The sequence below is a fragment of the Aquimarina sp. AU119 genome (assembly GCF_900312735.1).
Taxonomy (GTDB): Bacteria; Bacteroidota; Bacteroidia; order Flavobacteriales; family Flavobacteriaceae; genus Aquimarina; species Aquimarina algiphila.
On the sequence record NZ_OMPF01000004.1, the window covers coordinates 12458 to 37741 of the forward strand.

At 31.7% G+C, this 25284-nt stretch carries 17 protein-coding genes; 12 read left to right on the plus strand and 5 right to left on the minus strand.

Features of this window, described 5'->3' with window-relative positions; genetic code table 11:
* Positions 1 to 31: 31 nt before the first annotated feature.
* The 3 genes from DK442_RS04635 to pepE all read right to left on the minus strand — a co-directional run bounded on the left by DK442_RS04635 (position 32) and on the right by pepE (position 4067).
* Complete coding sequence (locus tag DK442_RS04635) at positions 32 to 2365, minus strand: tetratricopeptide repeat protein (protein ID WP_160114051.1); 2334 nt, start codon at positions 2363 to 2365, stop codon at positions 32 to 34.
* Positions 2366 to 2435: 70 nt separating this feature from the next.
* Positions 2436 to 3350: a glutaminase gene (locus DK442_RS04640; RefSeq protein ID WP_109434697.1), complete on the minus strand. Its 915-nt coding sequence runs from the start codon at positions 3348 to 3350 to the stop codon at positions 2436 to 2438.
* 9 nt (positions 3351 to 3359) lie between these two features.
* Positions 3360 to 4067 (minus strand): dipeptidase PepE, encoded by a 708-nt coding sequence (gene pepE / locus DK442_RS04645; protein WP_109434698.1) that lies wholly within the window; start codon positions 4065 to 4067, stop codon positions 3360 to 3362.
* A 102-nt stretch (positions 4068 to 4169) separates the two neighbouring features.
* Here pepE and DK442_RS04650 point away from each other — a divergent pair, with 102 nt between their 5' ends.
* The 6 genes from DK442_RS04650 (at position 4170) to DK442_RS04675 (ending at position 11133) form a co-directional block, all read left to right on the plus strand.
* Positions 4170 to 4964: a hypothetical protein gene (locus tag DK442_RS04650; protein WP_109434699.1), complete on the plus strand. Its 795-nt coding sequence runs from the start codon at positions 4170 to 4172 to the stop codon at positions 4962 to 4964.
* A 105-nt stretch (positions 4965 to 5069) separates the two neighbouring features.
* Positions 5070 to 5828: a hypothetical protein gene (locus DK442_RS04655; RefSeq protein WP_109434700.1), complete on the plus strand. Its 759-nt coding sequence runs from the start codon at positions 5070 to 5072 to the stop codon at positions 5826 to 5828.
* Positions 5829 to 6026: 198 nt separating this feature from the next.
* Positions 6027 to 6539 carry a DUF6702 family protein gene (locus tag DK442_RS04660; protein ID WP_109434701.1) on the plus strand — a complete coding sequence of 171 codons (513 nt, stop codon included), beginning with the start codon at positions 6027 to 6029 and terminating at the stop codon, positions 6537 to 6539.
* A gap of 63 nt (positions 6540 to 6602) precedes the next feature.
* Positions 6603 to 8915 (plus strand): M1 family metallopeptidase, encoded by a 2313-nt coding sequence (locus DK442_RS04665; RefSeq protein WP_109434702.1) that lies wholly within the window; start codon positions 6603 to 6605, stop codon positions 8913 to 8915.
* A gap of 84 nt (positions 8916 to 8999) precedes the next feature.
* Positions 9000 to 9293: a twin-arginine translocase TatA/TatE family subunit gene (locus tag DK442_RS04670; RefSeq protein WP_109434703.1), complete on the plus strand. Its 294-nt coding sequence runs from the start codon at positions 9000 to 9002 to the stop codon at positions 9291 to 9293.
* A gap of 340 nt (positions 9294 to 9633) precedes the next feature.
* On the plus strand, positions 9634 to 11133 hold the full coding sequence (locus DK442_RS04675) for a S8/S53 family peptidase (RefSeq protein ID WP_109434704.1): 1500 nt from the start codon (positions 9634 to 9636) through the stop codon (positions 11131 to 11133).
* Positions 11134 to 11218: 85 nt separating this feature from the next.
* Here the strand turns inward: DK442_RS04675 and DK442_RS04680 are convergent, their stop codons facing one another.
* Positions 11219 to 11860 carry an O-methyltransferase gene (locus DK442_RS04680; protein ID WP_109434705.1) on the minus strand — a complete coding sequence of 214 codons (642 nt, stop codon included), beginning with the start codon at positions 11858 to 11860 and terminating at the stop codon, positions 11219 to 11221.
* 601 nt (positions 11861 to 12461) lie between these two features.
* On the opposite strand from DK442_RS04680, the gene kynU reads away from it, so the two are divergent.
* The gene (gene kynU / locus DK442_RS04690) at positions 12462 to 13748 is read left to right on the plus strand and encodes a kynureninase (RefSeq protein WP_109434869.1); all 1287 of its coding nucleotides are present in this window, start codon (positions 12462 to 12464) and stop codon (positions 13746 to 13748) included.
* A gap of 11 nt (positions 13749 to 13759) precedes the next feature.
* On the opposite strand, the gene DK442_RS04695 is transcribed toward kynU, so the two are convergent.
* Positions 13760 to 14608 carry an AraC family transcriptional regulator gene (locus tag DK442_RS04695; protein WP_109434707.1) on the minus strand — a complete coding sequence of 283 codons (849 nt, stop codon included), beginning with the start codon at positions 14606 to 14608 and terminating at the stop codon, positions 13760 to 13762.
* A gap of 134 nt (positions 14609 to 14742) precedes the next feature.
* Here DK442_RS04695 and DK442_RS04700 point away from each other — a divergent pair, with 134 nt between their 5' ends.
* The 5 genes from DK442_RS04700 to DK442_RS04720 all read left to right on the plus strand — a co-directional run bounded on the left by DK442_RS04700 (position 14743) and on the right by DK442_RS04720 (position 25284).
* The gene (locus tag DK442_RS04700) at positions 14743 to 15909 is read left to right on the plus strand and encodes an MFS transporter (RefSeq protein WP_109434708.1); all 1167 of its coding nucleotides are present in this window, start codon (positions 14743 to 14745) and stop codon (positions 15907 to 15909) included.
* A 256-nt stretch (positions 15910 to 16165) separates the two neighbouring features.
* Positions 16166 to 17743: a solute:sodium symporter family transporter gene (locus tag DK442_RS04705; RefSeq protein ID WP_109434709.1), complete on the plus strand. Its 1578-nt coding sequence runs from the start codon at positions 16166 to 16168 to the stop codon at positions 17741 to 17743.
* A 1-nt stretch (position 17744) separates the two neighbouring features.
* The gene (locus tag DK442_RS04710; protein WP_235010906.1) at positions 17745 to 20552 is read left to right on the plus strand and encodes a triple tyrosine motif-containing protein; all 2808 of its coding nucleotides are present in this window, start codon (positions 17745 to 17747) and stop codon (positions 20550 to 20552) included.
* Between the two features lie 253 nt (positions 20553 to 20805).
* Positions 20806 to 23823, plus strand: coding sequence for a TonB-dependent receptor (locus DK442_RS04715; protein ID WP_109434710.1), 3018 nt, complete (start codon positions 20806 to 20808; stop codon positions 23821 to 23823).
* 3 nt (positions 23824 to 23826) lie between these two features.
* Positions 23827 to 25284 carry a RagB/SusD family nutrient uptake outer membrane protein gene (locus DK442_RS04720; RefSeq protein ID WP_109434711.1) on the plus strand — a complete coding sequence of 486 codons (1458 nt, stop codon included), beginning with the start codon at positions 23827 to 23829 and terminating at the stop codon, positions 25282 to 25284.

The window sequence follows — 25284 nt, forward strand, 5'->3', positions numbered from 1 at the left end:
TTCTTATCTATTGTTAGAAAGAGACTCTATGTTATTGTTGTATATTTTTTAAAGCTACCTCGAAGTTATTTTTTAAAAGTTGATTGTCGGGATTAAGAGTTAATCCTTTTTTACCGGCTTCAATAGCCTTGTCCCATTTTTTTAAAGCATTATATCCACTACAAATGTTATTATATAATTTATCAGAATTAGGATGTTGTATGATTCCTTCTTCAGCTACTTTTATACATCTTTCAAACAATCCGTTATTGTAATATAAGACACTTAAATTTAAATAATTGGCTTCGCTGTTATCTTTTTTTAGAAGTTCTATTTGATACTCAATTTTATTTTTTCGATTAAGAATATCATCAAGATTATTTTTTGCTAGTTGGTAATTTGGAGCTAATTGTATTGCTTTCTTACAAGCTTCAATGGCTTTGTCATAATTCCCAAGGATATTATACGCGCTACAAATATTATTGTAAGCTTCGGCATAATTAGGATTTAAAGCTATAGCTTTTTCAGCGATAGATATGGATTTGAGATATTGCTTTTTTTGGTAATATTTAAAACTAAGATTAAAGTACTTTTCGGGTGTGGGATTATTTATGATCTCTTTTTCTTCTATATCAAGCGCGCCATTTTTTTCGACACTTGCTAATAAAAGGGACTGAACTCTTTTATTATTTTTATCTATTTCCAGAGTGTTAGAAGCCATTATGTTTAAATTTTGCCAATCTTCTAACTTCAGATAGTTTTCCATAAGTAACATTCTTGTTTCTATACTCGAAGGAGATAATTCTAGTGACTTAGATAATTTCTCAATGGACTCTTCATTTCTGGACTTTTCCCATAAAAACTTCCCATAATAAAACCATGAATTATAATAATTGCCTCCATATTCTATAGCTTTTTTAAAATGTTCTTCTGCAATTAAACTGTTTCCTTTGATATTATTTAATATTCCTAGATTTATATGTAAAAAGGGATAATAAGGTTCTATTTGTAGGGATTTTTTAAAGTATTCTTCGGCAATGTCATGCTCTCCTGCTTCCATTTTTATAATCCCATAGTTCATTAACCCTCTTGGGTTTTTTGGACTTTTAATAGTGACATCTTTCCATAGACTTTGATCATTATCCCATACTTCATTTCTTAGGTAAGTTGCAAAGGCATAAATAGGTAGTATTGTTAGTATAGGAATAATCAAATATGAAGATCGAAAATGATATTTATTTCTAAGATATTGAAGAAGTAAATTAAATGACCAACCTACACTAAGCGCCAGTCCTATATATGGAAAAAACATACGATGATCATTCATAACTTCTGCCAGTGGAATAAAACTAGAAGTTGGAGCAAGTGCTATGAAAAACCATAATAATCCAAAACAAATTGGATGATGTTTTTCTTTTCTGGAAGTAATCCATATAATATATACCGCTATGGATAAAAATAACAGACCGATAAAATATTGGTATGACCAAATTGTTTGTAAAGCTTTCCAATCTGTATCTGCACTGAGATTTGTAGGAAGAAAAATACTCATGAAATAATGAAAAATTACAAACGGTTGCGTAATAAGATAATTGAATGTTTCTGATGACCCAGTAGTAAAAGTATCTGGTGTCATCACATGATGGAAAATATATAGAAGTGTACAGAAAATTATTGATGGGATAGATTTTACTATCGCTCTAGCGGTTTTATTAAAAGATTTTGAAGAAAATAAAGTAAAGAAATTTATTTTTTCTTCAAAAAGTAGTACATAACTTAAAAATAAAGGTGCAAACATAATAGCTGTAGGTTTTGCCAAAGCTCCTATAGCTACAGGAATCAAATACAAATAATATTTTTTTGCAATAGAAGAGTATTGATAAATGACAAATGCCAGTACTACAAAAAAAGTGGATTGTAAATCAGACCTCGCAATAATGTAGTTTATGGTTTCTGCCATTACTGGATGTATCATATACCATAATGTTATTCCAGAAGCGACATAGAAATTATAGGTGTTGTCTAGTGATAAGTTGAGAATTCTATGGACAAATAAAAAGATAAGAATACCTTGTAAAAGGAATAGAATAAATGAAGTAAAGTGAAAATAAAACACATTATATCCGTTACCGAGCCAATAATCAAAGGCTAGAGATGTAGTTACTACAGGTCTGTAGGTTTGATTTTGAGCTAGAGAACTTATGGTGGTTCCGTCTTTAAAAAATGATGGAATATTTTTTAAGTCTCTTATGTTAGGATTTTCGGTAATAGTATGAATATCATCAAAGTGAAAAGAATTATTAAAATGATTGAGATACGTTATTGTAGTGATAACAATCATTACAATACTAAAATAAAGCGTTTTCTTTTTTTTGGATATATTCAAAAATGTAAGTTTTTAGAAGTTCATTATGTATAAAATTACTTGTTTTAGGAAATACTACAAATTTAGCCCTTTAAAAAATTGATAACCCCGTTAAAGTTGTAAGCCTTTCTAAGGCATACATGCCCAGTTCAGAATTTCCTTTAGGGTTAAGAGGAGGACTCCATACAGTGACAGCATATTGCCCTGGATGCACAGCTGCTATTCCTCCACCAACACCACTCTTGCCTGGTAAACCCACTCTAAAACTAAACTCGCCAGCTTCATCATAAAAACCACAAGTTTGCATAATAGCATTAATACGTTTTACTTTTCTGGGTGATAGTATTTGCTCATCGTCAGATATTCGCTTACCTCCATTGGCGTACATCATAAACGCAATTGATAACTCTTTACAAGACATTTCTATGGCACATTGATAAATATAAAAATCGAGTACGATCTCAATATCATTTTTTATATTACCAAAAGACTTCATGAGATTAAGTAAAGAAGCGTTACGATAACTATATTTCTTTTCAGATTCAAAAACTTTTGAATTAATTCCAATATTAGAATTTCCTGTTATATTATGTATAAAATCAAGAAAATCCTTTTTTGGATCTTTTAATTGTGAAATTAAAATATCAGAAATAACTAGCGCTCCTGCATTGATAAAAGGATTTCTTGGAATTCCGTTTTCATACTCTAATTGTATTAGAGAATTAAAGGGATCTCCAGACGGTTCTACATCAACTCGCTTAAATAATTCATCATCTAATAAAGACATTGCTCTTGTGAGAGCAAATACTTTTGAAATACTTTGGATAGAGAATCGTTCTTCACTATCTCCTAGATTATAATGTCCTGAATTGATACAGTACAGGTGCATCCCAAATTTTTCATACTCTATTTTTGCTAATTCGGGGATATATGAGGCTACTTTTCCAGTTGATTGTATTGAGGAAAGTTCTGATGCTATGGTATTAAGTATATGTTGATATTCCACAATCTGATTTTAGTTTAATTCTGATAATGAGCTTCCAGAAGTTATTTCATATGGTGTTTTATTCTGTTCAAAAACTCTGGCTTTTAGGTTTCCTTCTAAAGTGATATCGTCATTTTTAACTCTCAACCAACTACCCTCACGCAATCCGACGACTGGCTGGGGGTTCAAGTTGTGAAATTCTTTGATTCTTGTTTCTCTGGTTTCTCCTTTATGTGTAGAGTTAGGATCAGGATCAAGATAGTGAGCATTTATATTAAAAGGAAAGATTCCAAGTGTTTTAAGACTGGGGGGATGAACTATAGGCATATCATTAGTGGTTTGCATGGTAAGTCCACAAATATTGCTTCCAGCACTAGTTCCTAAATAAGGCGTCCCTGATTGTATAGCTTCTGTTAAAGGTTTTATTACGTTGTTTCTATAGAGTTGATCTACTAACAAAAAAGTATTTCCTCCTCCTGTAAAAATTCCTTTAGCACTTTTTAATGCTTCATTAGTATCAGAAAACATATGTATGCTAACAATTCTTTTATTTATTTTTTTAAAAATGTTATTAACTCCAATAGTATATTCATCATGCGAAATTCCGCCTGGACGGGCATACGGAATAAAAAGTATTTCTTCAGTGTCTGAGTATAAGTCAGTTAAAGCTTCTTTTAAATACTCCAAAGGTTCGCTTCCGTAAAGTGTGGAAGTGCTTGCTATGATACAGTTTCTCATTGTTTTTTTTAGTAAAGGTAGTTTAACGTTTTCTTATATTTAAATCTTTGAGGAAGATAAAAAAAATGTAGTATCTTAATAAATAAATTAACCTTGTCTATTATGAAAATAAAGTTGTCTATATTTTTTGTTTGTTTTATTATTAGTGTTTCGAAAGCACAAATTACTACTTCCCGAGTTATGATTGAAGGAAAGATTAGTGCACCTATTGGTGATGATGTAGAAGGTGTGGTTATTTATAATCGTAGTAGTAATAAAGGTACAATTAGTACTAAAAATGGAGAATTTAAGATTAATGTTGGTATTAATGATAGAATTGAAGTAGTAGCTATGCAATATCAACATTTTGTGATATTAGTGGATAAAGGAGTAGTTGATAATAGGAAATTGAACGTGTTTCTTAATGAATCTGTAAACCAACTTGAAGAAGTAGTAGTAACACCATATGACTTATTGGGTAATGTATCGGTTGATGTTAAAAAAATTGGATTTACTAAAAGTGGCATAGGGAAGGTTGCAGATGAAACTTCTTCAAGAATTAATGATATTGACTATGATTTTACTCAAGATCAGCAATCTACATTAGAAAATAAAGTGTTTTTAGAAGACGGGATGATTAATGGATTAAATTTTGTTAATCTTTTTAAACTGGTTTATAACACTAAAGAAAAATCCAAAAAGAAAAAATTACCTTCTGATATTGATGTAAAAGTCAGAGATATGTACAATGATGAGTTTTTTAAAGATTTCTTAGCTCTAGAAATGGATCAAATTAATGATTTTATCTTTTTTGCAGAAGATAATGGGCTAAGCAATAGATATTTTGAGTCAGGAAAAGAACTGGATTTATTACAATTTTTGGTATATCAAAGTAAAATATATCGTGAGAGACAATAATCGTACTAATTTTTTATCTTTTGTAATTTTCTTGAAAATATAACGTCTTTGTATTGTTGATCTTTAGCTTATGTACTTAAGAAAAGATTGTTTTGATAATACAATATGGTTAAATATATACTATCTTTTTTACTACTTACTTCAATTCAAATTTTTGGTCAGTCAGAAACCTTAAAGGGAAAAATCATAGCCGATTCGATTCAAGGGTATGCAATTAATATTGTAAATTATACTAAAGCGATAGGAACTACTAATGATGAAAATGGTTTTTTTGAGATGCCTGCAAGTGTAGGAGATTCTATTGTTTTTTCATCAGTACAGTACCAAACTCGATCTATTGTTGTTACTTTAGAACAACTTGACAAAGAACAAAGAATATCTGTTGTTTTATATCCGGTAGTGCAGTTGCTAGAACAAGTAAAAGTAAGTAATATTGAACTTTCTGGTCATCTTGATAAAGATGTAGGCGCTGTCGAATTACAACCTTTTGTTGATAACCAGATATTGGGACTTCCTTTTAGTGATAAACCACAACCGACAAAAACAGAAAGAAGAATCTATACGGCGAAATCAGGAATTTTGGATAGACCTTTAAATTATTTAAATGGTACACTCAAGAAACTAAAGAAAATTAAAGCCTTAGAAGATTTACAACAGATAGTGCAAAAAGGCACAACTACCTTTAGTACAACATTTTTTGTAGAGGAATTGGCATTACCAGAAGAGTTGATTACTGATTTTGTATACTACTGTGCAAAAGATGATTATTTTAATAATCTCCTTGAAAATTCTAAACGACTTACATTATTAGAATTTTTTCAGAAAAAGGCAAAATCTTACAAAAAACATAAAGAGTTGCATTAGATTAGAAAGCACTTTATTAGATCCTTGTTTTAGAAGATTTTAAGTTTGGCATAATTTTTATATTCAAAACATTAAAATTAATTACATTTATCGTTTTACAAATTTAGATCATAAGAATAGGGGGTAATGATTTATGTAAATACATTTATATAGATTCTTTATATAAATTCCACCTTATTTTAAACGTTTATAGAAAAAATGAATAAAATCATAGTATTTCTTTTATTAATGATATCGGTTCCATTGACTTCTTCTTTTACAGATGTGCATAAATTTTATGTTAGTGTAACCCAGATAGAATACAATCAAGAACAGAGCTCATTACAAGTGATATCAAGGATTTTTATTGATGATATAGAAGATCTTATTAAAGAAAGATATGACGCATCGGTTATTTTGGATAAAGATAAAGAAGACCCACAGGTAGATAAATATTTAGATATATATCTTCATAAGAAATTAACTTTTGTAGTAAACCAAAAAGAAGTATCGTTTACTTTTTTAGGGAAAGAATATGAAGATGATCTTATCATTTGTTACTTAGAAATAGAAAATATTACATCTTTAGATACTATTGAAATCACAAATCAAGTCTTAATGGACCTTTTTGAAGAACAACAAAATATTGTTCATGTAAGAAAAGGAAAAAAGAGAAAAAGTCTTATTCTTGAGAAAGAACGGGAGATTGGGATGTTAAAGTTTAGTAAATAAATTACTAAGCTTTTAAAAAACAATTACTTTGCAAATCTTAACATTTAACTCAAAATCATTACAATGAAAAAGATACTTTTAGTCCTTTCAGTGACTTTTTGGATATCGGGTGTATCATACGCTCAAAATCAAGAAGAGACTAAAAATGTTCGAGAATTAGGGCATACTAATGAGAACAAATTCAAACAGATGTACGATGAGTTTGCTACTCCAAATATGTACAGAACTGCTTCAGGAGCTCCTGGTTCTGCATATTATCAGCAGCAAGCCGATTATAAAATGGACATCGAGCTTGATGATAAAAACAAAAAACTTTCTGGTAAAGAAACGATTACGTACACCAATAATTCTCCTGATCATTTAGAATTTCTTTGGGTACAGTTAGATCAGAATATGCGTGCAAAAGACTCTAAAACACCATTAATCAATGGTGGTGGAGTTGATCCCGCAAGTTCGCAAAAGGGTTTTGTAACCCAATATTTTGCAGAACCTTTTGATGGAGGATTTAACATTACCTCTGTAAAAGATGTAAACGGCAATCCACTTAAGTATACGATTAATCGTACTATGATGCGAGTAGAAATGCCAGAACATTTAGCGCCAGGGAGTAAATTTGTGTTTTCAATTGATTGGTGGTATAATATAAATGACCATGTTAATGGAAGAGGTAGATCAGGGTATGAAGAATTTGAAGATGGAAACAGAGCTTATGTAATTGCTCAATTTTATCCTAGAATGGCAGTTTATAATGATGTTGAGGGATGGCAAAATCACCAATTTTGGGGAAGAGGAGAATTTGCATTGCCTTTTGGTGATTTTGAAGTGAATATTACTGTTCCTGCAGATCATATTTTGGACGGAACGGGAGTGTTAGTAAATAGAAAAGAGGTCTTTACAAAAGATATGATGAATCGCTATGAAAAAGCAAAGAAGTCATATAATAAACCTGTAGTTATTGTAACTCAAAAAGAAGCAATAGCAAAAGAAAAAACATTCTCTGAAAAGAAGAATACTTGGAAGTTAAAAGCAGAAAACGTTCGTGATTTTGGGTTCGCTACCTCCAGACGATTCATATGGGATATGATGGCTGTCAAAATTGGTGGAAAAGATATTATGGCAGTTTCGATGTACCCAAAAGAAGGAAACCCTTTATGGGAAGAATGGTCAACAAAAGTAGTTGCCAGTACATTAAAATCATATAGTCGTATGACTTTTGATTACCCATATCATAAAGCTATCTCTGTACATGCAAAGAATCAAGGAATGGAGTATCCAATGATTTGTTGGAACTATGGAAGACCAGATAAAAATGGGAACTATAGTGACCGCACAAAATATGGAATGATGAGTGTTATTATACATGAGGTTGGACATAACTTTTTTCCTATGATCGTGAATAGTGATGAACGTCAATGGACATGGATGGATGAAGGTCTTAATACTTTTGTGCAATATGTTGCAGAACAGGATTTTGGAGAATGGTACCCTGCAGCATTAGGTTCAGACAAAAAATATCCGTCTCGTAGAGGACCAGCGCAAAAAATTATACCTTATATGAGTGGAAATCAAAACCGACTTTCTCCTATAATGTCTCAGTCTAATAATATTCATCAGTTTGGTCCAAATGCTTATGCAAAACCAGCTACAGGATTAAATATATTGAGAGAAACAGTAATGGGAAGAGACCTTTTTGATTATTCATTTAGAACATATTCTCAACGATGGATGTTTAAACATCCAACACCAGAAGACTTCTTTAGAACAATGGAAGATGCTTCGGCAGTAGATTTAGATTGGTTTTGGAGAGGATGGTTTTATACAACAGATTATACCGATATAGGAGTAAGAGATGTAAAGAAATTTGTGGTTTCTAAAGTGCCTACATTAGAATCACAAAAATTTGCCGCAACCAGCAGAAGTTTAAGATTTGCAAACCCTTCAAATCTTGTTGTTATGGTTGAAGAAGGAAGTAGTGATTATAAAAGAATCAAAGAGAATGGAGGCATCATTGAAGATCCGGTTGCATTAAAACAATATGTAATGGATAATTTCTCTCCTGAAGAGCGCAAGAATATGAAAAACCCAAAGTTTTTCTATGAAGTTACCTTTGAAAAACCAGGAGGACTTGTTATGCCATTAATAGTGGAGTATACATACGAAGATGGAACAAAGGAAACAGTTACCTACCCAGCAGAGATATGGAGAAAGAATGATAGTGTAGTAAAACGAGCTATAGCTTCTGAGAAAGAAATTTCTAAAATTGTGGTTGATCCACAACAAGAAACAGCTGATATTGATACTTCTAATAATAGCTGGCCTCAGAGGAATAAGTTAGGGAAGTTCGAACAATTTAAAAATAAAGTAAAAGGACAATAAGTTATTTTACCAAAGAAAAAAAGCCATCTCCGAAGTCTTCAGAGATGGCTTTTTTTACACAATATTGCCTATATTTGCATTGTTATGACAGTATTACCTTTATTTATTAGCGGAACCGAAATAGCCTTTATTATATTTATAGTAGTAATGGTCTTTGGTGCAGATAAGATCCCCGAAATCGCAAGAGGATTAGGTAAGGGAATGCGCGTTGTTAAAGATGCTACAAATGATATTAAGACCGAGATTACTAAGAGTGCAGAAAAGCATGGTCTTGATACAGACATCACATCATCTATTACCACTGATATTAAAAAAGAAATCGATAAAGTAAAAGATGATATCGATGATATTACAGGTCCGATAAAACGTCAACCTTAGATCAAAATTCCTTAAGAACCTGTTTTTTATCTAATTCTCCTTGTATATTCTGATATTTATTCAAAAAAATAAATTTTTTTTTGAATAAATCTTATTGTTCAGCACTATACTTTAAACCCCCCATAAACATTGAATTTTCTTATAGGTTTGTTAATTTTTTTTAGTCTTATGCAAGCATAATATTGAGTTTTTTGTTAACTATATGATAATTTAATTATCAAATAATTAGAGATTATTTAATATATTAGCAATGATATTACGTAAATGATAATTATCTGTGATTTTTGCAGATTTTTCATTTGTATATTTTTAACACACAAACTCATAATCTTATTCTAAAATGAAAAAAATTACATTATTAGTATTGGGGCTGATTTTTATATACTCTTGCTCTAAAGAAGACCCTAGCGAAATTGTAGATTCTAATACAACTTCTCAAGAATTTCAAAAATTACTATCCATAGAAGAAATCAATGCATATATGGAAAGTGAATTAAAACAAAATGGAGATATAGTTTGGAAAAATGCACCTGCAAATGTTCTTTTAAGTGCAATCGCATTAGGAGGCGATATTGCAAGTGTAGGATATGGAAATAAGGGAGAAAGTTTTTCAAATAAAAAATCCGCACGATTAAATAGTGCAAGAACCAAGATATATGATGTTGTTGGAGCTCTAGAAGGTGCAAAACAATCTAATGTAGTGGTGTCTGCTGATGATATACTTAATGTGACTGAAGTAAAAATTACCAGTTTAAAAACTATAGAGGCATTACAAGCCATGGATGATGTTAGGTATATAGATCCAATTGGTTATGGTTTTTATTTAGAAAAAGAAACTTCTAATCAGCAAAAATCTGCTGGGTGCGGTCAAAGCGGTCAAACGATTAATAGCGGAGATTATAGAGTAATTTCTCCCAATGCAAGATTACCTTGGAATTTTGATATTCATAAGGTTCCACAAGCATGGAACTTAAGTACAGGATCTGGTATTACTGTAGGTCTAATTGATACTGGAATTTCTGCAAACCAAAATTTATTAGGTAATGGATTTAACGATGGAGCTTCAAATGGAAGGAGTGTACAACGTTTTGGAACTTTTATCGATTCTCCTTGGTGGTGGTCTAATAATATTGATGGCCCAAATGATAGATGTGGTCATGGTACTCAAATGGCATCTGCTATTGCATCACCTCGTAATAATGATTTTATGCCGGTTGGAGTGGCATATAACTGTAACCTTGTAGCTTATAGAGGAACAGAAGATGTCGTTTTAAATGATTATCATGAGCGTAAAGGAGTTAGTAACGCTTTAAAAGATTTAGGAAATAGGGGGGATGTTAAAATTATTTCTATGTCGGTAGGGTATCCTTGGTCTATTGGAAATGTAAAAGATGCTGTACGCTATGCATATTCTAGAGGAAAAATGATTGTTGCTGCAGGAGGTACTTCTACCACGTTCACTAATTGGTACGGAGTTATATTTCCAGCTAGTATGTCTGAAACCATAGCGGTTACTGGAATTAAAGATAATGGATATAACCGTTGTAATATTTGTCATGATGGAAGTAAAATTGATTTTACTATTGTGATGCAAAGAGCTGGAGATTCTAATAGAAATGTTCCTGTACTTGGTTTTAATACTGGATCACAAGCATATGTTGGAGGTTCTTCTGTTGCCACTGCTATGACTGCAGGTATTGCTGCTTTGGTATGGGCACGCAATCCAAATATGAGCAGAGAGCAAGTATTAGATAAGCTTAAAAGAGCAGGAGAATTTTATCCTAACCGTAATGGTAAATTTGGTTATGGTAATATTGATGCACTTAAAGCAGTACAGTAAAAAATAGAAATCAAAAATAAAAAGAAAAGGTTAGAGAGATATGTTCTTTCTAACCTTTTCTTTTTTAATAATATAATATTTTAACCTATAAAACCCTGCTAATTGTTAACCCATCTCGTATGGGAAGTAATACGGTCTCTATTCTATGATCTTCAACCAAAAGTGCATTATACTTTAGAAGAGCTTTTGTAGAAAGGTCATCTTCATTCACTTTTTCAACAACCTTGCCGCTCCAAAGGACGTTATCTGATAGAATAACACCTCCAGAATTCATTTTACCAATGATTAATTCAAAATAAGCAGGATAATTTGGTTTATCAGCATCTATAAAGACCAAATCAAATTTCATATCCAGATCAGGAATAATTTTGGTGGCATCACCAATATATTGATAGATTTGTTTTCCGTAAGGAGAAAGGTCAAAATATTTTCTTTGAAAATCTTCTAATTCTTCATTAATATCAATGGTATGTAATTCTCCATTCTGTTGAATTCCTTCCATTAAACATAATGCAGAATATCCAGTGTATGTCCCAATTTCTAATATGTTTTTAGGATAAATAAGTTTTGATAACATACTTAAAACCCTACCTTGATAAGGCCCACTTAACATCCTGGGTTGAAGTATTTTTTGATACGTTTCTCGAGTAAGCTGTTGTAGCAATTCAGGTTCTTTCTGTGTATGATTTACAACATAGGTGTCAAGATCCTCCGGAATAAAATGCATAATTCGAATTTTACTGCAAAGTTATAGTATTCTTGAATTTTGCAGTGGTAAGGTATTATAATTTTGAAATATTTTATGAAAAAGCAGGATTTGTGTTATCATAAATACCTCTACTTCGTTAAAACTATACAAGTCTAGAAACACACGTATTGGTCTCTGCTTGATATCCCGTCGACATATTAAGAATCAGAACCACATTGACCCAGGCCATCACCACAACACTCGATATCATCTCTATCGCCATAACTTGATGCCGGTTTAGGGATTCTACGTCAATAGATGGTTTTATGTTCCTTTCATTAATTGTTTTACTCCTTCTAGTTTCTAAAAGTTCTTTTTTCATGTAAAAAGGTTTTAAGTATATTTTCTATACCTATTTATACATTCAAGGTTTATACCCTACTAAATACAATTTTTTTAGACATTTGATAATCAGTAGAAAATGATGTGAGAAGCTTATGAGACTCATTTTGGTTTGAATAGTTTATAAATAAAGAAAAGTCTGTTGATATAGGAGCTACGATCCAAGATTTGATATTATGTTACTGTACTGTTCTGCAATCTTAATTCTAATATGTATTTTTGACTCAAAATGGCTACTATGCATTTCGAAAATACCCGAGAATTTGCTCTACAACTTGATCAACAAGATAAGTTAAGAGAACATAGAGATCAGTTTCTCTTTCCCAAAATTAACGGCAAGCAAGTGATATACTTTACTGGTAATTCACTTGGACTCCAACCTAAGAATACCCAAAAGTATGTGGATGATATTATGAAAGATTGGGCAGATTTGGCAGTAGAAGGACATTTTTATGCTGAAAAACCATGGTGGGATTATCACGAACGTCTAGCAAAACCGCTAAGTAAAATTGTAGGAGCAAACGAGGCAGAAATTACAGTGATGAATACCTTAACTGTTAATCTTCATTTATTAATGGTTTCTTTTTATCAACCTAAAGGGAAACGGTATAAAATCATTTGCGAAGAAAAAGCTTTTCCGAGTGATCAATATATGCTGAATAGCCAGGTGAGATTTCATGGGTATGATCCAGATGATGCTATTATAGAGATTAAAAAAAGAGCAGGAGAACATAACTTTAGAACAGAAGATATTCTGAAAACTATAGAAGCGGTAGGAGAGGAATGTGCTTTGATTTTGATTGGCGGTGTGAATTATTATACAGGCCAGGTGTTTGATATGAAAACCATTACTAAAGCAGGTCATGATATCGGAGCTTTTGTTGGATGGGATCTTGCTCATGCAGCAGGAAATATAAAGTTAGAATTACATGACTGGAATGTGGATTTTGCAGCTTGGTGTAGTTATAAGTATATGAATAGTGGTCCGGGAAATGCTTCTGGATGCTTTGTTCATGAACGTTTTCATAATAAGAAAGATATTCCTCGATTTGAAGGTTGGTGGGGGACAAGTAAAGAAACTCGTTTTCTTATGAAACCAGAGTTCGAACCCATGCCAAATGCAGATGCATGGCAATTAAGTAATGCTCCGGTATTGTCTTTAGCTCCATATTTAGCTTCTTTAGAATTATTTGATGAGGTAGGTATGGATGCATTAATTGAAAAACGTAATCGTATTGTATCCTACCTGGAGTTTATTTTAAAAGAAATAGATAAAGAAGTTGACAGTACTTTCGAAATTATAACACCTTCAGCCCAAAAAGAGCGTGCAACACAACTTTCTGTTTTTCTTCATGGTGAAGGGAGAGCATTATTTGAATATTTAATGAAGAATGGTGTAATCACAGATTGGCGAGAACCTAATGTAATTCGTTTGGCACCGGCACCCTTCTATTGCTCTTATGAAGATATGTTTGAATTCGGACAAATATTAAAACAAGGAATCCTGGATAAAAAGAATTCATAATTTAAGTGTTTCTATATTTGATTATAATACTGCGATGGTGTCATCCCCGAATATTTTTTGAATTGTTTTGCAAAATATGATGGGTCATTAAAACCACATTGGTACATTACTGAAGATATGGATGTATCATGATGTTCAAAATATTCCTGAGCTTTTTTTACTCTAAACTCATTTAAGAAGTCAATAAAACTTCTTTGCGTAATAGTTTTAAACATTCTACAGAAAGAATTGGGAGTGAGCCCTAATTCTTTTGCTAAAGCATCAGAGCGTATTTCATCAGCATAATGATCATTTATATGTTGATATACTTTTGAAATTCTTTCAAAAGTATGCTGATTGATGTCAAGGGATAATTTCTCTTTTAATACTGTTCGTTGATCAGAAGAAATAGAAAGTAGATGTAGAATAGTAATGAAATTAAGTAGTCGTTCTGTAGCGTTTTGCTTATTGAATTTTAAAAAAAGAGGAGATAATTTTTTATGAGTTTCTGGAGAAAATAAAATTCCGTTGTTAGATTTTTCTATCAATTTTAATACCATATCAAATTCTGGAAAATGTGCTAGTTTTTCATCAATAAAACTTTTTGGAAATTGAATAACTACTTCCACATTACTTTTAAATTGTTTATTCCCAAAGGGCATATGAGGGATGTTTGGGCCTAAAAAAACTAGTAGTCCATCAGAATATTCTTCAAAATGAGAATCTATTTGTATACTTCCTTTTCCACTTTTTATGAACACGAGTTCATATTCTGGGTGTAAATGCCAGCTTACACTATCACATTGCGATTTATGGGTATAGCTTTCAATTTTAACCGAGCTTGATGAGGTAAGATAGATTTGTTCATAAGAAACTTTCATGTAACAAAATTAACATAATATTTTCTTTGATTTTAGTGTAAGGAATATTTTGTTTTATAATTTGAATATTTTGTTTTAAAAATAAAATGAGCATGTTGTTTACTTTTGAGTTTGTCAATATTTAATTCAAACAAATGAATTCTCTACAATTGATTCTTACAAAACTGAGATATTTTGGACCCTCATGGGTATTTGCCTCATTAAACATTATCGTAGGTACTTGGGTGCTTTATATACCTGGCATAAAAGATAAGCTTAATATTGATGATGCTCAATTAGGTATTGCCTTGTTTTGTTTTGCTTCAGGGACTTTGACAATGATCCCTTTATCATCAATATTGATAAAAAAAATAGGTGTTGGTAGAGTAACACTATTCGCAATTATAACTTTTTCTATATTATTTTTAGTTCCGGTTATTGTACCTAATTATATTTTACTTTGTATTTCTCTTTTCTTTGTAGGATTATCAGCTTGCCTTACCGATGTCGGAATGAATGCTTTGGTTTCGTGTATAGAACAAGAAGATGAGGTGCATTTTATGTCTGCATCACATGGTTTTTTTAGTTTAGGAGGTGTTATTGGTGCGGGAATAGGTAGTATTATAATCACGTATATTCAAGTACCAATTATACATATGTCATATGCTGTAATTTTTGTTATTATAACTAACCTTTTAACCGCCAGAGCATTTTTTGATATTACAGGAAAACAGAAAAATAAAGAGGTAAAACGGTCATATTCATTTAAACTAATAAAACCACTTTTTGGATTAACTATTATTGCTTTTTTGATCATGGGTAGTGAAGGAGCAATAGAACATTGGAGCAAATTATATCTTCAAGATGTAGTGGCCGTTACCTCAGAGAAAATTTCTGGATTTGGTTTTGTAACATTTTCAGCAATGATGACATTGGGAAGATTCTTTGGTGATGCAATAAGTAAACGTTTTGGATCATTCACTATAATTATAGGAGGTTGTTTGATTAGCATCTTTGGCTTTTTCGCTATTTTAAGTTCTCAATTAGTAGTCACGATTAGTGGATTTGGTTTTGTAGGATTAGGCTTTTCTGTAGTTATTCCTGAGTTATTCAGACTTGCCGGAAAAGCAAAAGGAATATCAGCTGCACAAGGGATTTCATTTGTAGCAGGTTTTGGTTATTTAGGTTTTTTGCTTAGTCCTCCTATTTTGGGATTCTTATCAAAAATAGAAAGCTTACGGCTTAGTTTTATAGTATTGTTAATGGCAGCCGTCATTGCAATGATTATCACATTTTTTCTAAACAGAAATAAAAGAGAATAAGGAGAGAGGTTTGCTATTAGAATTTGTTTAGTTTTTCTAATTCAAAAGATTATAGTTGCTTAAACAAAATCCAATGATAGTGTGTTTTATGATTAGATTATTTCTAGATTTATGTGGAATAGGATCGTATAGAGATGATCAATAAAACGAAATACCTATACAAAAACTATACAAACTAGTTTTTTGATTTAATTCATAATAGTTTTTAAGTAATATCCAATAGTTTTATCGATTAACTAATCGCTAAAATTTTGATATGGGTATTATTTCGTTTGTAGGATTTACACTGTTAGTTGCAATTGTATCATACATAGCTACCAGAAAAACTGATGAAACATCATCAGATGGGTATTTCCTGGGAGGGCGTAGCCTTACTGCAACAGTAATTGCTGGATCATTACTACTCACCAATCTATCGACAGAACAAATAGTAGGACTTAACGGGCAAGCATTTACAGAAGGTATTCTTGTAATGGCGTGGGAAACCCTGGCGGCTATCGCAATGGTAATAACAGCGGTATTCCTATTGCCAAAATATCTAAAAGGAGGAATTACCACTGTTCCGCAATTTCTTGAGCAACGATATAACACAACAACAAAGGCGCTAACATCAGGGTTATTTTTAACAGGATATGTTGTGGTATTTTTGCCAGTAGTGCTATATACGGGATCACTTGCGATAACAACTATATTTGATGTACCAACGATATTAGGAGTTTCAAAAACTGCTTCTATTTGGATTTGTGTATTTGGAATAGGTATTATAGGTGCGATTTATGCAATCTTTGGAGGATTAAAGGCAGTTGCAGTCTCTGATACAATTAATGCGGTTGGACTACTTGTTGGGGGTATTATGATTCCTGTTTTTGGGTTAATCGAGATAGGAGAAGGGAGTGTATTTGATGGGATTAGTACTTTGATAACAACAAATCCAGATAAATTTAAAGTTATAGGTAATAAAGATGCTTCTGTTCCTTTTGCTACTATATTTACAGGAATGATGCTTGTGCAATTATTTTATTGGGGAACTAATCAAGCAATTATTCAGAGAGCATTAGGAGCTAAAAATCTTAAAGAGGGACAAAAAGGTTTATTATTGGGCTCTTTCATTAAGATATTAGGACCAATTATTGTTGTGTTACCTGGGATTATTGCTTTTCATCTTTTTGAAGGAGAATTAGCTACAGCAGATGAAGCTTATCCAAAATTAGTAAGCAAAGTACTTCCTCTTTCACTTGTAGGTTTCTTTGCTGCAGTATTGTTTGGAGCTATATTAAGTTCGTTTAATAGTGCATTAAATAGTTCTGTAACATTATTTGGTATAGATATCTATAAAGAATATTTTAATAAAGAAGCTAATGAAAAACAAATAGTAAAAGCAGGAAAAAGCTTCGGAATTCTACTAGCTGTTTTAGCAATGTTCGTAGCACCTTTTTTAGCTCAAGCAGGAAGTATCTTCGAATACTTACAACAAGTAAATGGTTGTTATAGTATTCCTATTCTTTCCATAATTGTTGTAGGGTATTTAACTAAAAAAGTTCCCGCAATAGCAGCTAACGTTGCTATAGTATTAGGAGCACTACTCTATATAACTTTTATCATATTGAATAGTACAATAATGAAAGATGATTTTCCACACTTCCTTCATGTAATGGCTATTCTTTTTATTCTAAATGTGATTATAATGTTAATAATTGGTAAATTGTATCCGAGAGAAGAGGCATATAAACAAGAGTATACTAAGGAGGTAGATATTACTCCCTGGAGATATACTAAGATAGTAGGTGTGATTGTATGCTTAATCGTAATATCTACTTATATCTATTTTAGGTAACTTGGAATACCAGAAAAATATATTTTTATTCTTTTTAGTTTTATTTTCAGCGCTAATATCTGCACAAGAATTACCGCCAATAGAAAAATATTTACCAGAAACTTATGGTGGAGGAACTCAGAATTGGTCTGTCTCTCAGTCTGATAATAAATACATTTATGTAGGTAATAACAATGGTTTGTTAGAGTTTAATGGTTCGAGTTGGACTTTGTACCCAACCCCTAATGAAACTGTTATGAGGTCTGTAAATGTGATCAATGATCGCATATATACAGGTTTTTATATGAATTTTGGGTATTGGAAAAAAAATAACTTTGGCGGATTAGAATATACCTCCTTAAGCGATGCTATTAAAGAACGTTTGATCGAAGATGAACAATTTTGGAATATAGTAAATCAAGAAAATTGGGTATTGTTTCAATCACTCAATAGGATTTATTTATATAATTCTGATAATGAGGAGATCAGTATTATAGAATCAGAAGTCGGTATCCTTAATCTATTTAATGTTAATGGAGTAATTTATTATCAAGATACGACTCAAGGGATTTTTAAAATAGAGAAAGGAAAACCGAAGCTTATAACAGATTTTTCTATCTCTGGAAATGATAAAGTAGTTAATATTTCAGATACTCCAGACGGAATTCTAATGCTTACGAGTACTAATGGTTTTTATAAATATTCTTATGGTAGTATATCTAAATGGAATATCCCAGCAGATGAGGTATTAAAAAATTCAAAAGTATATAGCGGTACACGTTTAAAAGATAAAAGTTTTGTTTTAGGAACAATATCTAAAGGTATTATTTATCTCTCTTCAACAGGAGAAGTAATACATCAGATAAATCAAACTAAAGGGTTAAGTAATAACACTGTTTTATCATTGTTTGAAGATAGTGATGAAAACATATGGTTAGGACTTGATAATGGCATTAATTGCGTAAATATAAAATCTCCAATACGTCGGTTTAATGATGATAAAGGAGAGATTGGTACTGTATACACCTCTGTAGTTTTTGAAGATTTTCTCTATTTGGGAACCAATCAGGGATTGTTCTATAAAAAATTAGGTGCAGATGAACAATTTAAATTTGTTGAAGGTACAAATGGACAAGTTTGGTGTCTTTTTGTATATGACAATGCTCTTTTTTGTGGTCATGACTCAGGAACTTATCTTATAAATAATAATACGTCTACATTAATTTCCTCGATGGCAGGAGCCTGGAATTTTAAAACAATCTCTGGGCATCAGGATTGGTTATTACAAGGTATGTATAATGGTCTCAGTTTATTAGAGAAGAAAAATAATAGTTGGAGTTTTAAGCATAAGATAAAGGGCTTTGACTATTCAGCCAGATTTGTAGAAATACATGATAAAGAGGTTTGGATAAATCATGAATATAAAGGCCTTTTTAGAGTAAAAATGGATGAGCAATTCTCCAAAATATTAAATATTAATAAAGATACTTTAATAGAAAGAGGAAAAAATTCCAATGTGATTAAATATAAAGGAGATATTCTATATGCACATGAGCAAGGCGTTTTTACATTTGATAAACATATAAAAACATTTGAGAAAGAAAATATTGTAAGCCAGATTTCAGGTAGTGAAAATGACAATACGGGTAAACTTATAAAAGATAATGCACAGGGTTTATGGAGTTTTTCTCAAGATAATATTGGTTACATTTCTCAGAGTCAGTTTTCAGATGATTTAAGAATTACCGAAATACCAATTCCAAGATCTTTACGAAAAGAAATGTATGGATTTGAAAATATAACACATATCAACAATGATAAATATTTGTTAGGAACAACCAATGGGTATATGATTTTAGATTTGTCTAAAATCAATTTTAAAGAACATCGTATTTTATTAGATAAAGTGTCTGTAAAATACAAAGGAGAAGAATTTAGTGATGTATCCTTATTAGAACAACAACCTGTTTTTAAATCTAATCTAAATACAATTTCTTTTGCTTATGCTATTCCAGAGTATGACAAATATTTAATTTCCAAATTCCAATATAAGTTAGACGGATTTTACGAAGATTGGAATAATTGGACCACTAATTCGAGTGTTATTTTTGAGAATTTACCATTTGGCAGTTATACTTTCATGGTTAGAGCTAAAACAGGTAATGAATTAACTGTAAATGTAGCGGAGTATAAGTTCATTATCGATAGACCCTGGTATTTTTCAACATCGGCGATTGTAATTTACTCTTTGCTTTTAATAATTATGTTGTTATTAATGCATAGGGCATACAAACATTATTATACCAAACAGAAACAGAAATTAGTCGAAGAAAATAAAAAGCAACTTGAGCTTAAAGAATTAGAGAGTGAAGGAGAAATAATGAAGTTGAATAACGAAAAACTTATTCAGGATATAGAAAGTAAGAACCGCGAACTTGCTTCATCTACTATGAGTATTATCAAAAAGAATGAAATCTTAAATACGATTAAAAAAGAACTCCAGAAATCAGAAACAGGAAATGGAGGGCTTAAAAATGTAGAAAGGATTATAGATCGGAATTTAAATAATAAAGATGATTGGAAGCATTTTGAAGAGGCTTTCAATAATGTGGATAAAGATTTTTTAAAGAAACTCAAAGCTAAACATAAGGATTTAACTCCGCACGATTTAAGATTTTGTACCTATTTAAGACTTAATTTATCCTCTAAAGAAATAGCACCATTATTAAATATTTCTGTAAGAAGTGTAGAGATAAAGAGATATAGACTTAGAAAAAAGCTTCATTTACAACATGAAGAGAGTTTGGTCAATTACATCCTTGAGATTTAACACTACAACATTCCTTAAAATCACCACAACATTACCTATACTCTAACGTTTGCGTTACATTAAAATTAAGTTTTTTTTAAACGATTTACTAGGGATTAAATCGTTAATATATCCTGTTATTACAAGGGTTTTCTTTAAAATTTGTCATAATTCTTTAAACTTTATTGATTTCTGTATGTTTTTTGTTGTGGTTGCGAATTAACGTTTTCTTAATGTTTGTCTTTAGATTTGAGTAAATCAAACAAAAACATTTATGAAAATTGCATATTTCTTAATTGCTGTGTTTTTAACTTCGGTTACTCACGCACAAGAAATTCAAATTAGGGGAAAAGTAAAAGATCCTAATGGATTGGAATTACCAGGGGTTAATGTCATTGTAAAAAATACAACAAATGGAGCAGTAACAGATTTTAATGGAGATTACTCTTTAAGCAATGTTGCAGTAGGTAGTGTTATTGTATTTTCTTATGTAGGATTCTCGGTACAGGAGATAACTGTCAAACAAGAGGTTGTCATTAATATTGTAATGGAAGAAGATAGCCAATCATTAGAACAGGTTGTCGTTATCGGTTATGGAACACAAACTAAAAAAGAAATTACAGGAGCAGTTTCTATTATAGGATCAGAAACAATTGAAGAACTTAATATAGTTAGAGTAGAGCAAGCACTACAAGGTCAAGTAGCGGGAGTAAATATAACATCAGAATCTGGTGCACCAGGAAGTAATTCTACAATTGCTATTCGTGGAATAAGTACCAATGGAGATAGTAGACCACTAATCTTAGTGGATGGAAATGTAATCGAAGATTTGAGTGTTATCAATCCTAATGATATAGAAAGTATTAATGTCTTAAAAGATGCTACAGCTGGTATTTATGGTGTTAGGGCAGCAAATGGAGTAATTCTAATTACAACAAAAACCGGAAGAAAAAATCAAGAATTAAAATTTGAATTTGATTCTTATACTGGTTTTCAGGAAACTACAAGAAAAATACCAGTACTTAATGCAACAGAATATGGAGCTATTGTTAATGAAGCATTTGCTGCAGGAGGAAATACACCGCCATTTTCGAATTTATCAAACTTAGGTGAAGGAACAGATTGGCAGGATGAGATTTTTAGAACAGCAGTAATTTCTAATGTTAATTTTAATGCCTCAGGAGGTGGAGAAAATTCTACATATTCTGCAGGAACATCTTATTTAACACAAGATGGAATTGTTGGCAGAAACGAGGCCAATTTTAATCGTTTTACAGGAAGGATAAATTATAATTTAGAATTTCTTAAAAATTTTAAATTATCTACTTCCGCAATCTATACAAAAACCAATAGAAAAGCATTGTCAGAAAATGCATTAGGTTCTGTATTATTTAATGCATTAAATATGGCACCTAATTTAACGGTTAGAGATGGAAATGGAGATTTTACATTAGCAGAAGGGTTAGGGAATGAAGTTATTAATCCTGTAGCTCAAATAGCAAATAACTTTAATACAACCCGAGTAAACAAAATTAGTGGTGTGATAGGGTTAAGCTATAATTTTTTGAAAAATTTTAAAGCAGAGTCAAGATTTCAATTTAACTATTCTGAAGTATCAGAAAAAAGATTTTCTCCAGAAGTCTTCTATGGCTCGGGTAAAGTATTTAACGTTGATCGAAGCAGTGTTACAGAAGATGAAGATATTTTTAGAGATTTTACCTGGGATAATTTTATAACATACGACAAGACATTTTTAGAAGATCATAATATGAAAATACTTTTAGGAATGTCTGTGTTTAAGACCACAGGAAATTTTACAAGTTTGACAGGTTTTGACATACCGGATAATTCTTTTTTTAATGCCAATATTTCACAAGCATCTGATGTTGTAGATAATTTTGTAAATGGAGGGGATACATTTGATGCTAGATTATTATCATATTTTTCTAGACTACAATATGACTTTAAAGGCAAATATCTATTGTCAGCTGTAATCAGACGAGATGGTTCTACTAAATTTGGTCCAGAGAATAAATTTGGATATTTCCCGTCGGCTTCATTGGGATGGGTAATCTCTGATGAATCTTTTTTAGAGAATAATACTTGGTTAGATTTCCTGAAATTAAGAGCTAGTTATGGTATAATCGGTAATGATAGGATAGCAGACTTTAGATTTATTTCTACTCTTGATGGGGAAGGAACATATGTGATTAATGATGAATTAGTTTTTGGAGAAGCTATAGGAGCACTTTCTAACCCAGAAATTAAATGGGAAAAACAAAAGACATTAGATGTTGGCCTCGATACGCGGTTTTGGAAAAATAAAATAGACATTACTTTCGACTATTTTAAAAAACGTACAGAAGATTTATTGGTAGTATCTCCGGTATCAGGTATTCTGGGAGCGTCTGCTCCGGGATCAGAACCTCCGGTAATCAATGCAGGTATAGTAGAAAATCAGGGTTTTGAATTTAGAATTAGCTATAATGATAAACTATCTGATAATTTTAGATTTGATATCAGCTATAATTTTACCACACTACAAAACGAAGTAATTTTTGTTGATAGTCAAAATGGATTTATTCCAGGAGGATCTTTTGGGGTGGGCCAGGATTTCCCGGCAAGAATGGAGGTTGGAAAACCTATTGGATATTTCTATGGATTACAGACCAATGGTATTTTTCAAAATCAAGCTGAGGTAGATGCTCATGCAACACAACCAAATGCTGCTCCAGGAGATTTAAGGTATGTAGATGTTAATGAAGATGGACAAATTAATTCTGATGATAGAACAGATATAGGAGACCCTATACCAGACGTAACAATGGGAATAAATATAGGATTTAACTATAAGAATTTTGATTTCTCTTCTTATGCATTTGCTTCTTTGGGTAATGATATTGTTCGAAATTATGAACGTGATCAACCATTAACAAATAGAAGGAATGGTTTTCTGGATCGATGGACAGGAGAAGGAACTACCAATACTTTTCCTAGAGTGAATACAGGTGCTAACTCTAATACTTTATTTTCAAGTTTTTATGTAGAAGATGGTTCATATCTCAGAATCCAAAATATACAATTCGGATACACATTTACTGATGAAGTTATGGATGCAATAGGAGTGGATAAATTAAGGATCTATACATCAATAAATAACCTGTATACTTTTACAGAATATAAAGGTTTTGACCCTTCAGCTTCATCAGGAGAACCTATTGGAGGAGGAATAGATCAAGGGTTCTATCCCGTACCAAGAACATATTTGTTAGGTGTAAATCTTAAATTTTAAAACATGAAAAAAAATATAAAATCAATACTCTTTTTTGTAGTACTAGGACTGATGATTTCATGCAGTGATGATTTTGTTGATGTAGATTCTGAAGATCCAAACTCAGAAGATTTTTTCAATACAGAAGAAGAATATCAAGATGCTTTAATAGCAGCATATGATTTATTACAATCTACTTATCTAAATGTAATGCTAGGAGAGATTGCATCAGATAACACATTAGCGGGCGGTGAAAGTGCAACAGATTCTCCAGGAATACAAGAAATTGATGATATGATACACACACCAGTCAATCAACAGTTAAGAGATATCTGGAGTTGGATGTATGCAGGTGTTAACCGAACAAATTATATTATGGAATTTCAGGATAAAACTGATTTTTCTGGAAAAGAAGGAGTAATTGCCCAGACTCGTTTTCTAAGAGCATATTATTATTTTGAACTGGTAAAATGGTTTGGAGACGTTCCTTTAGCAATAGATAAGAGAATTCAATTCGGAGAACAATTTGATATAGATAGAACACCAAAAGCAGAAGTATACGCATTGATAGAGGAAGATCTTTTATTTGCTGCAGATAACTTACCTGTTACTCAGGCAGAAGCTGGTCGTATAACTCAGGGAGCTGCTCGTGCATTATTAGGGAAAGTATATTTGTTTCAAGATAAATTTACAGAAGCAGCAGTAATTTTAGATCAAGTAATAGCAGGACCATATGATTTAGTAGTAGATTATAATTCTATTTTCGAACAAGAAGGAGAAAACAATATAGAATCTGTTTTCGAAGTGCAATATACAGACGAAGAAGGGGCAGGATTTGATTGTCTGCAATGTAGCGAAGGGAATGTAGCTGTAGGTTTTAATGGTATACGAAATTATTCAGGAACGGTATTTGACTCTGGTTTTAGTTTTAATGTGCCAACTGAAGAAGTTTTTAATGCTTTTGAAGCTGGAGATATTCGTAGAGATGTTGCTATTTTAGATATCGATGCCTGGGCAGCAACTACAGGAGCCACTTTTTCTACAGGTTTTGAACACACAGGGTATTATAATAGAAAATATATTGCGCGCCAAGGAGATCTAAATACTGGTGATGCTAATCTTACCAATCCTAATAACTACAGAGCAATTCGATTTGCCGATGTATTATTAATGGCAGCAGAAGCTCATAATCGAAAATCAACACCTGATGATATACAGGCACAGATATATCTTAATAGAGTAAGAACAAGAGCTCAGTTAGCAGATATTACTGCTACAGGTGCTGCATTAACTGATGCAATTTACAATGAGAGAAGAGTAGAATTAGTAGGAGAAGGACATCATTTCTTTGACTTAGTAAGAACAGGTCGTGCAGCACAGGAAATAGAAGGGTTTACTACAGGAAAACATGAAGTTTTTCCGATACCATTGATAGAAATTCAATTGGCAGGAAATAGATGGAATCAAAATCCAGGGTATTAA

Bases quoted from the DNA above. Each gene is read 5' to 3' on its own strand.
- DK442_RS04660 (WP_109434701.1), top strand. From the start codon at position 6,027: ATGAATAAAATCATAGTATTTCTTTTATTAATGATATCGGTTCCATTG.
- DK442_RS04670 (WP_109434703.1), top strand. From the start codon at position 9,000: ATGACAGTATTACCTTTATTTATTAGCGGAACCGAAATAGCCTTTATT.
- DK442_RS04705 (WP_109434709.1), top strand. From the start codon at position 16,166: ATGGGTATTATTTCGTTTGTAGGATTTACACTGTTAGTTGCAATTGTA.
- pepE (WP_109434698.1), bottom strand. From the start codon at position 4,067: ATGAGAAACTGTATCATAGCAAGCACTTCCACACTTTACGGAAGCGAA.
- DK442_RS04700 (WP_109434708.1), top strand. From the start codon at position 14,743: ATGAATTCTCTACAATTGATTCTTACAAAACTGAGATATTTTGGACCC.
- DK442_RS04720 (WP_109434711.1), top strand. From the start codon at position 23,827: ATGAAAAAAAATATAAAATCAATACTCTTTTTTGTAGTACTAGGACTG.
- DK442_RS04665 (WP_109434702.1), top strand. From the start codon at position 6,603: ATGAAAAAGATACTTTTAGTCCTTTCAGTGACTTTTTGGATATCGGGT.
- DK442_RS04695 (WP_109434707.1), bottom strand. From the start codon at position 14,608: ATGAAAGTTTCTTATGAACAAATCTATCTTACCTCATCAAGCTCGGTT.
- DK442_RS04715 (WP_109434710.1), top strand. From the start codon at position 20,806: ATGAAAATTGCATATTTCTTAATTGCTGTGTTTTTAACTTCGGTTACT.
- kynU (WP_109434869.1), top strand. From the start codon at position 12,462: ATGCATTTCGAAAATACCCGAGAATTTGCTCTACAACTTGATCAACAA.
- DK442_RS04680 (WP_109434705.1), bottom strand. From the start codon at position 11,860: ATGCATTTTATTCCGGAGGATCTTGACACCTATGTTGTAAATCATACA.
- DK442_RS04655 (WP_109434700.1), top strand. From the start codon at position 5,070: ATGGTTAAATATATACTATCTTTTTTACTACTTACTTCAATTCAAATT.
- DK442_RS04675 (WP_109434704.1), top strand. From the start codon at position 9,634: ATGAAAAAAATTACATTATTAGTATTGGGGCTGATTTTTATATACTCT.
- DK442_RS04650 (WP_109434699.1), top strand. From the start codon at position 4,170: ATGAAAATAAAGTTGTCTATATTTTTTGTTTGTTTTATTATTAGTGTT.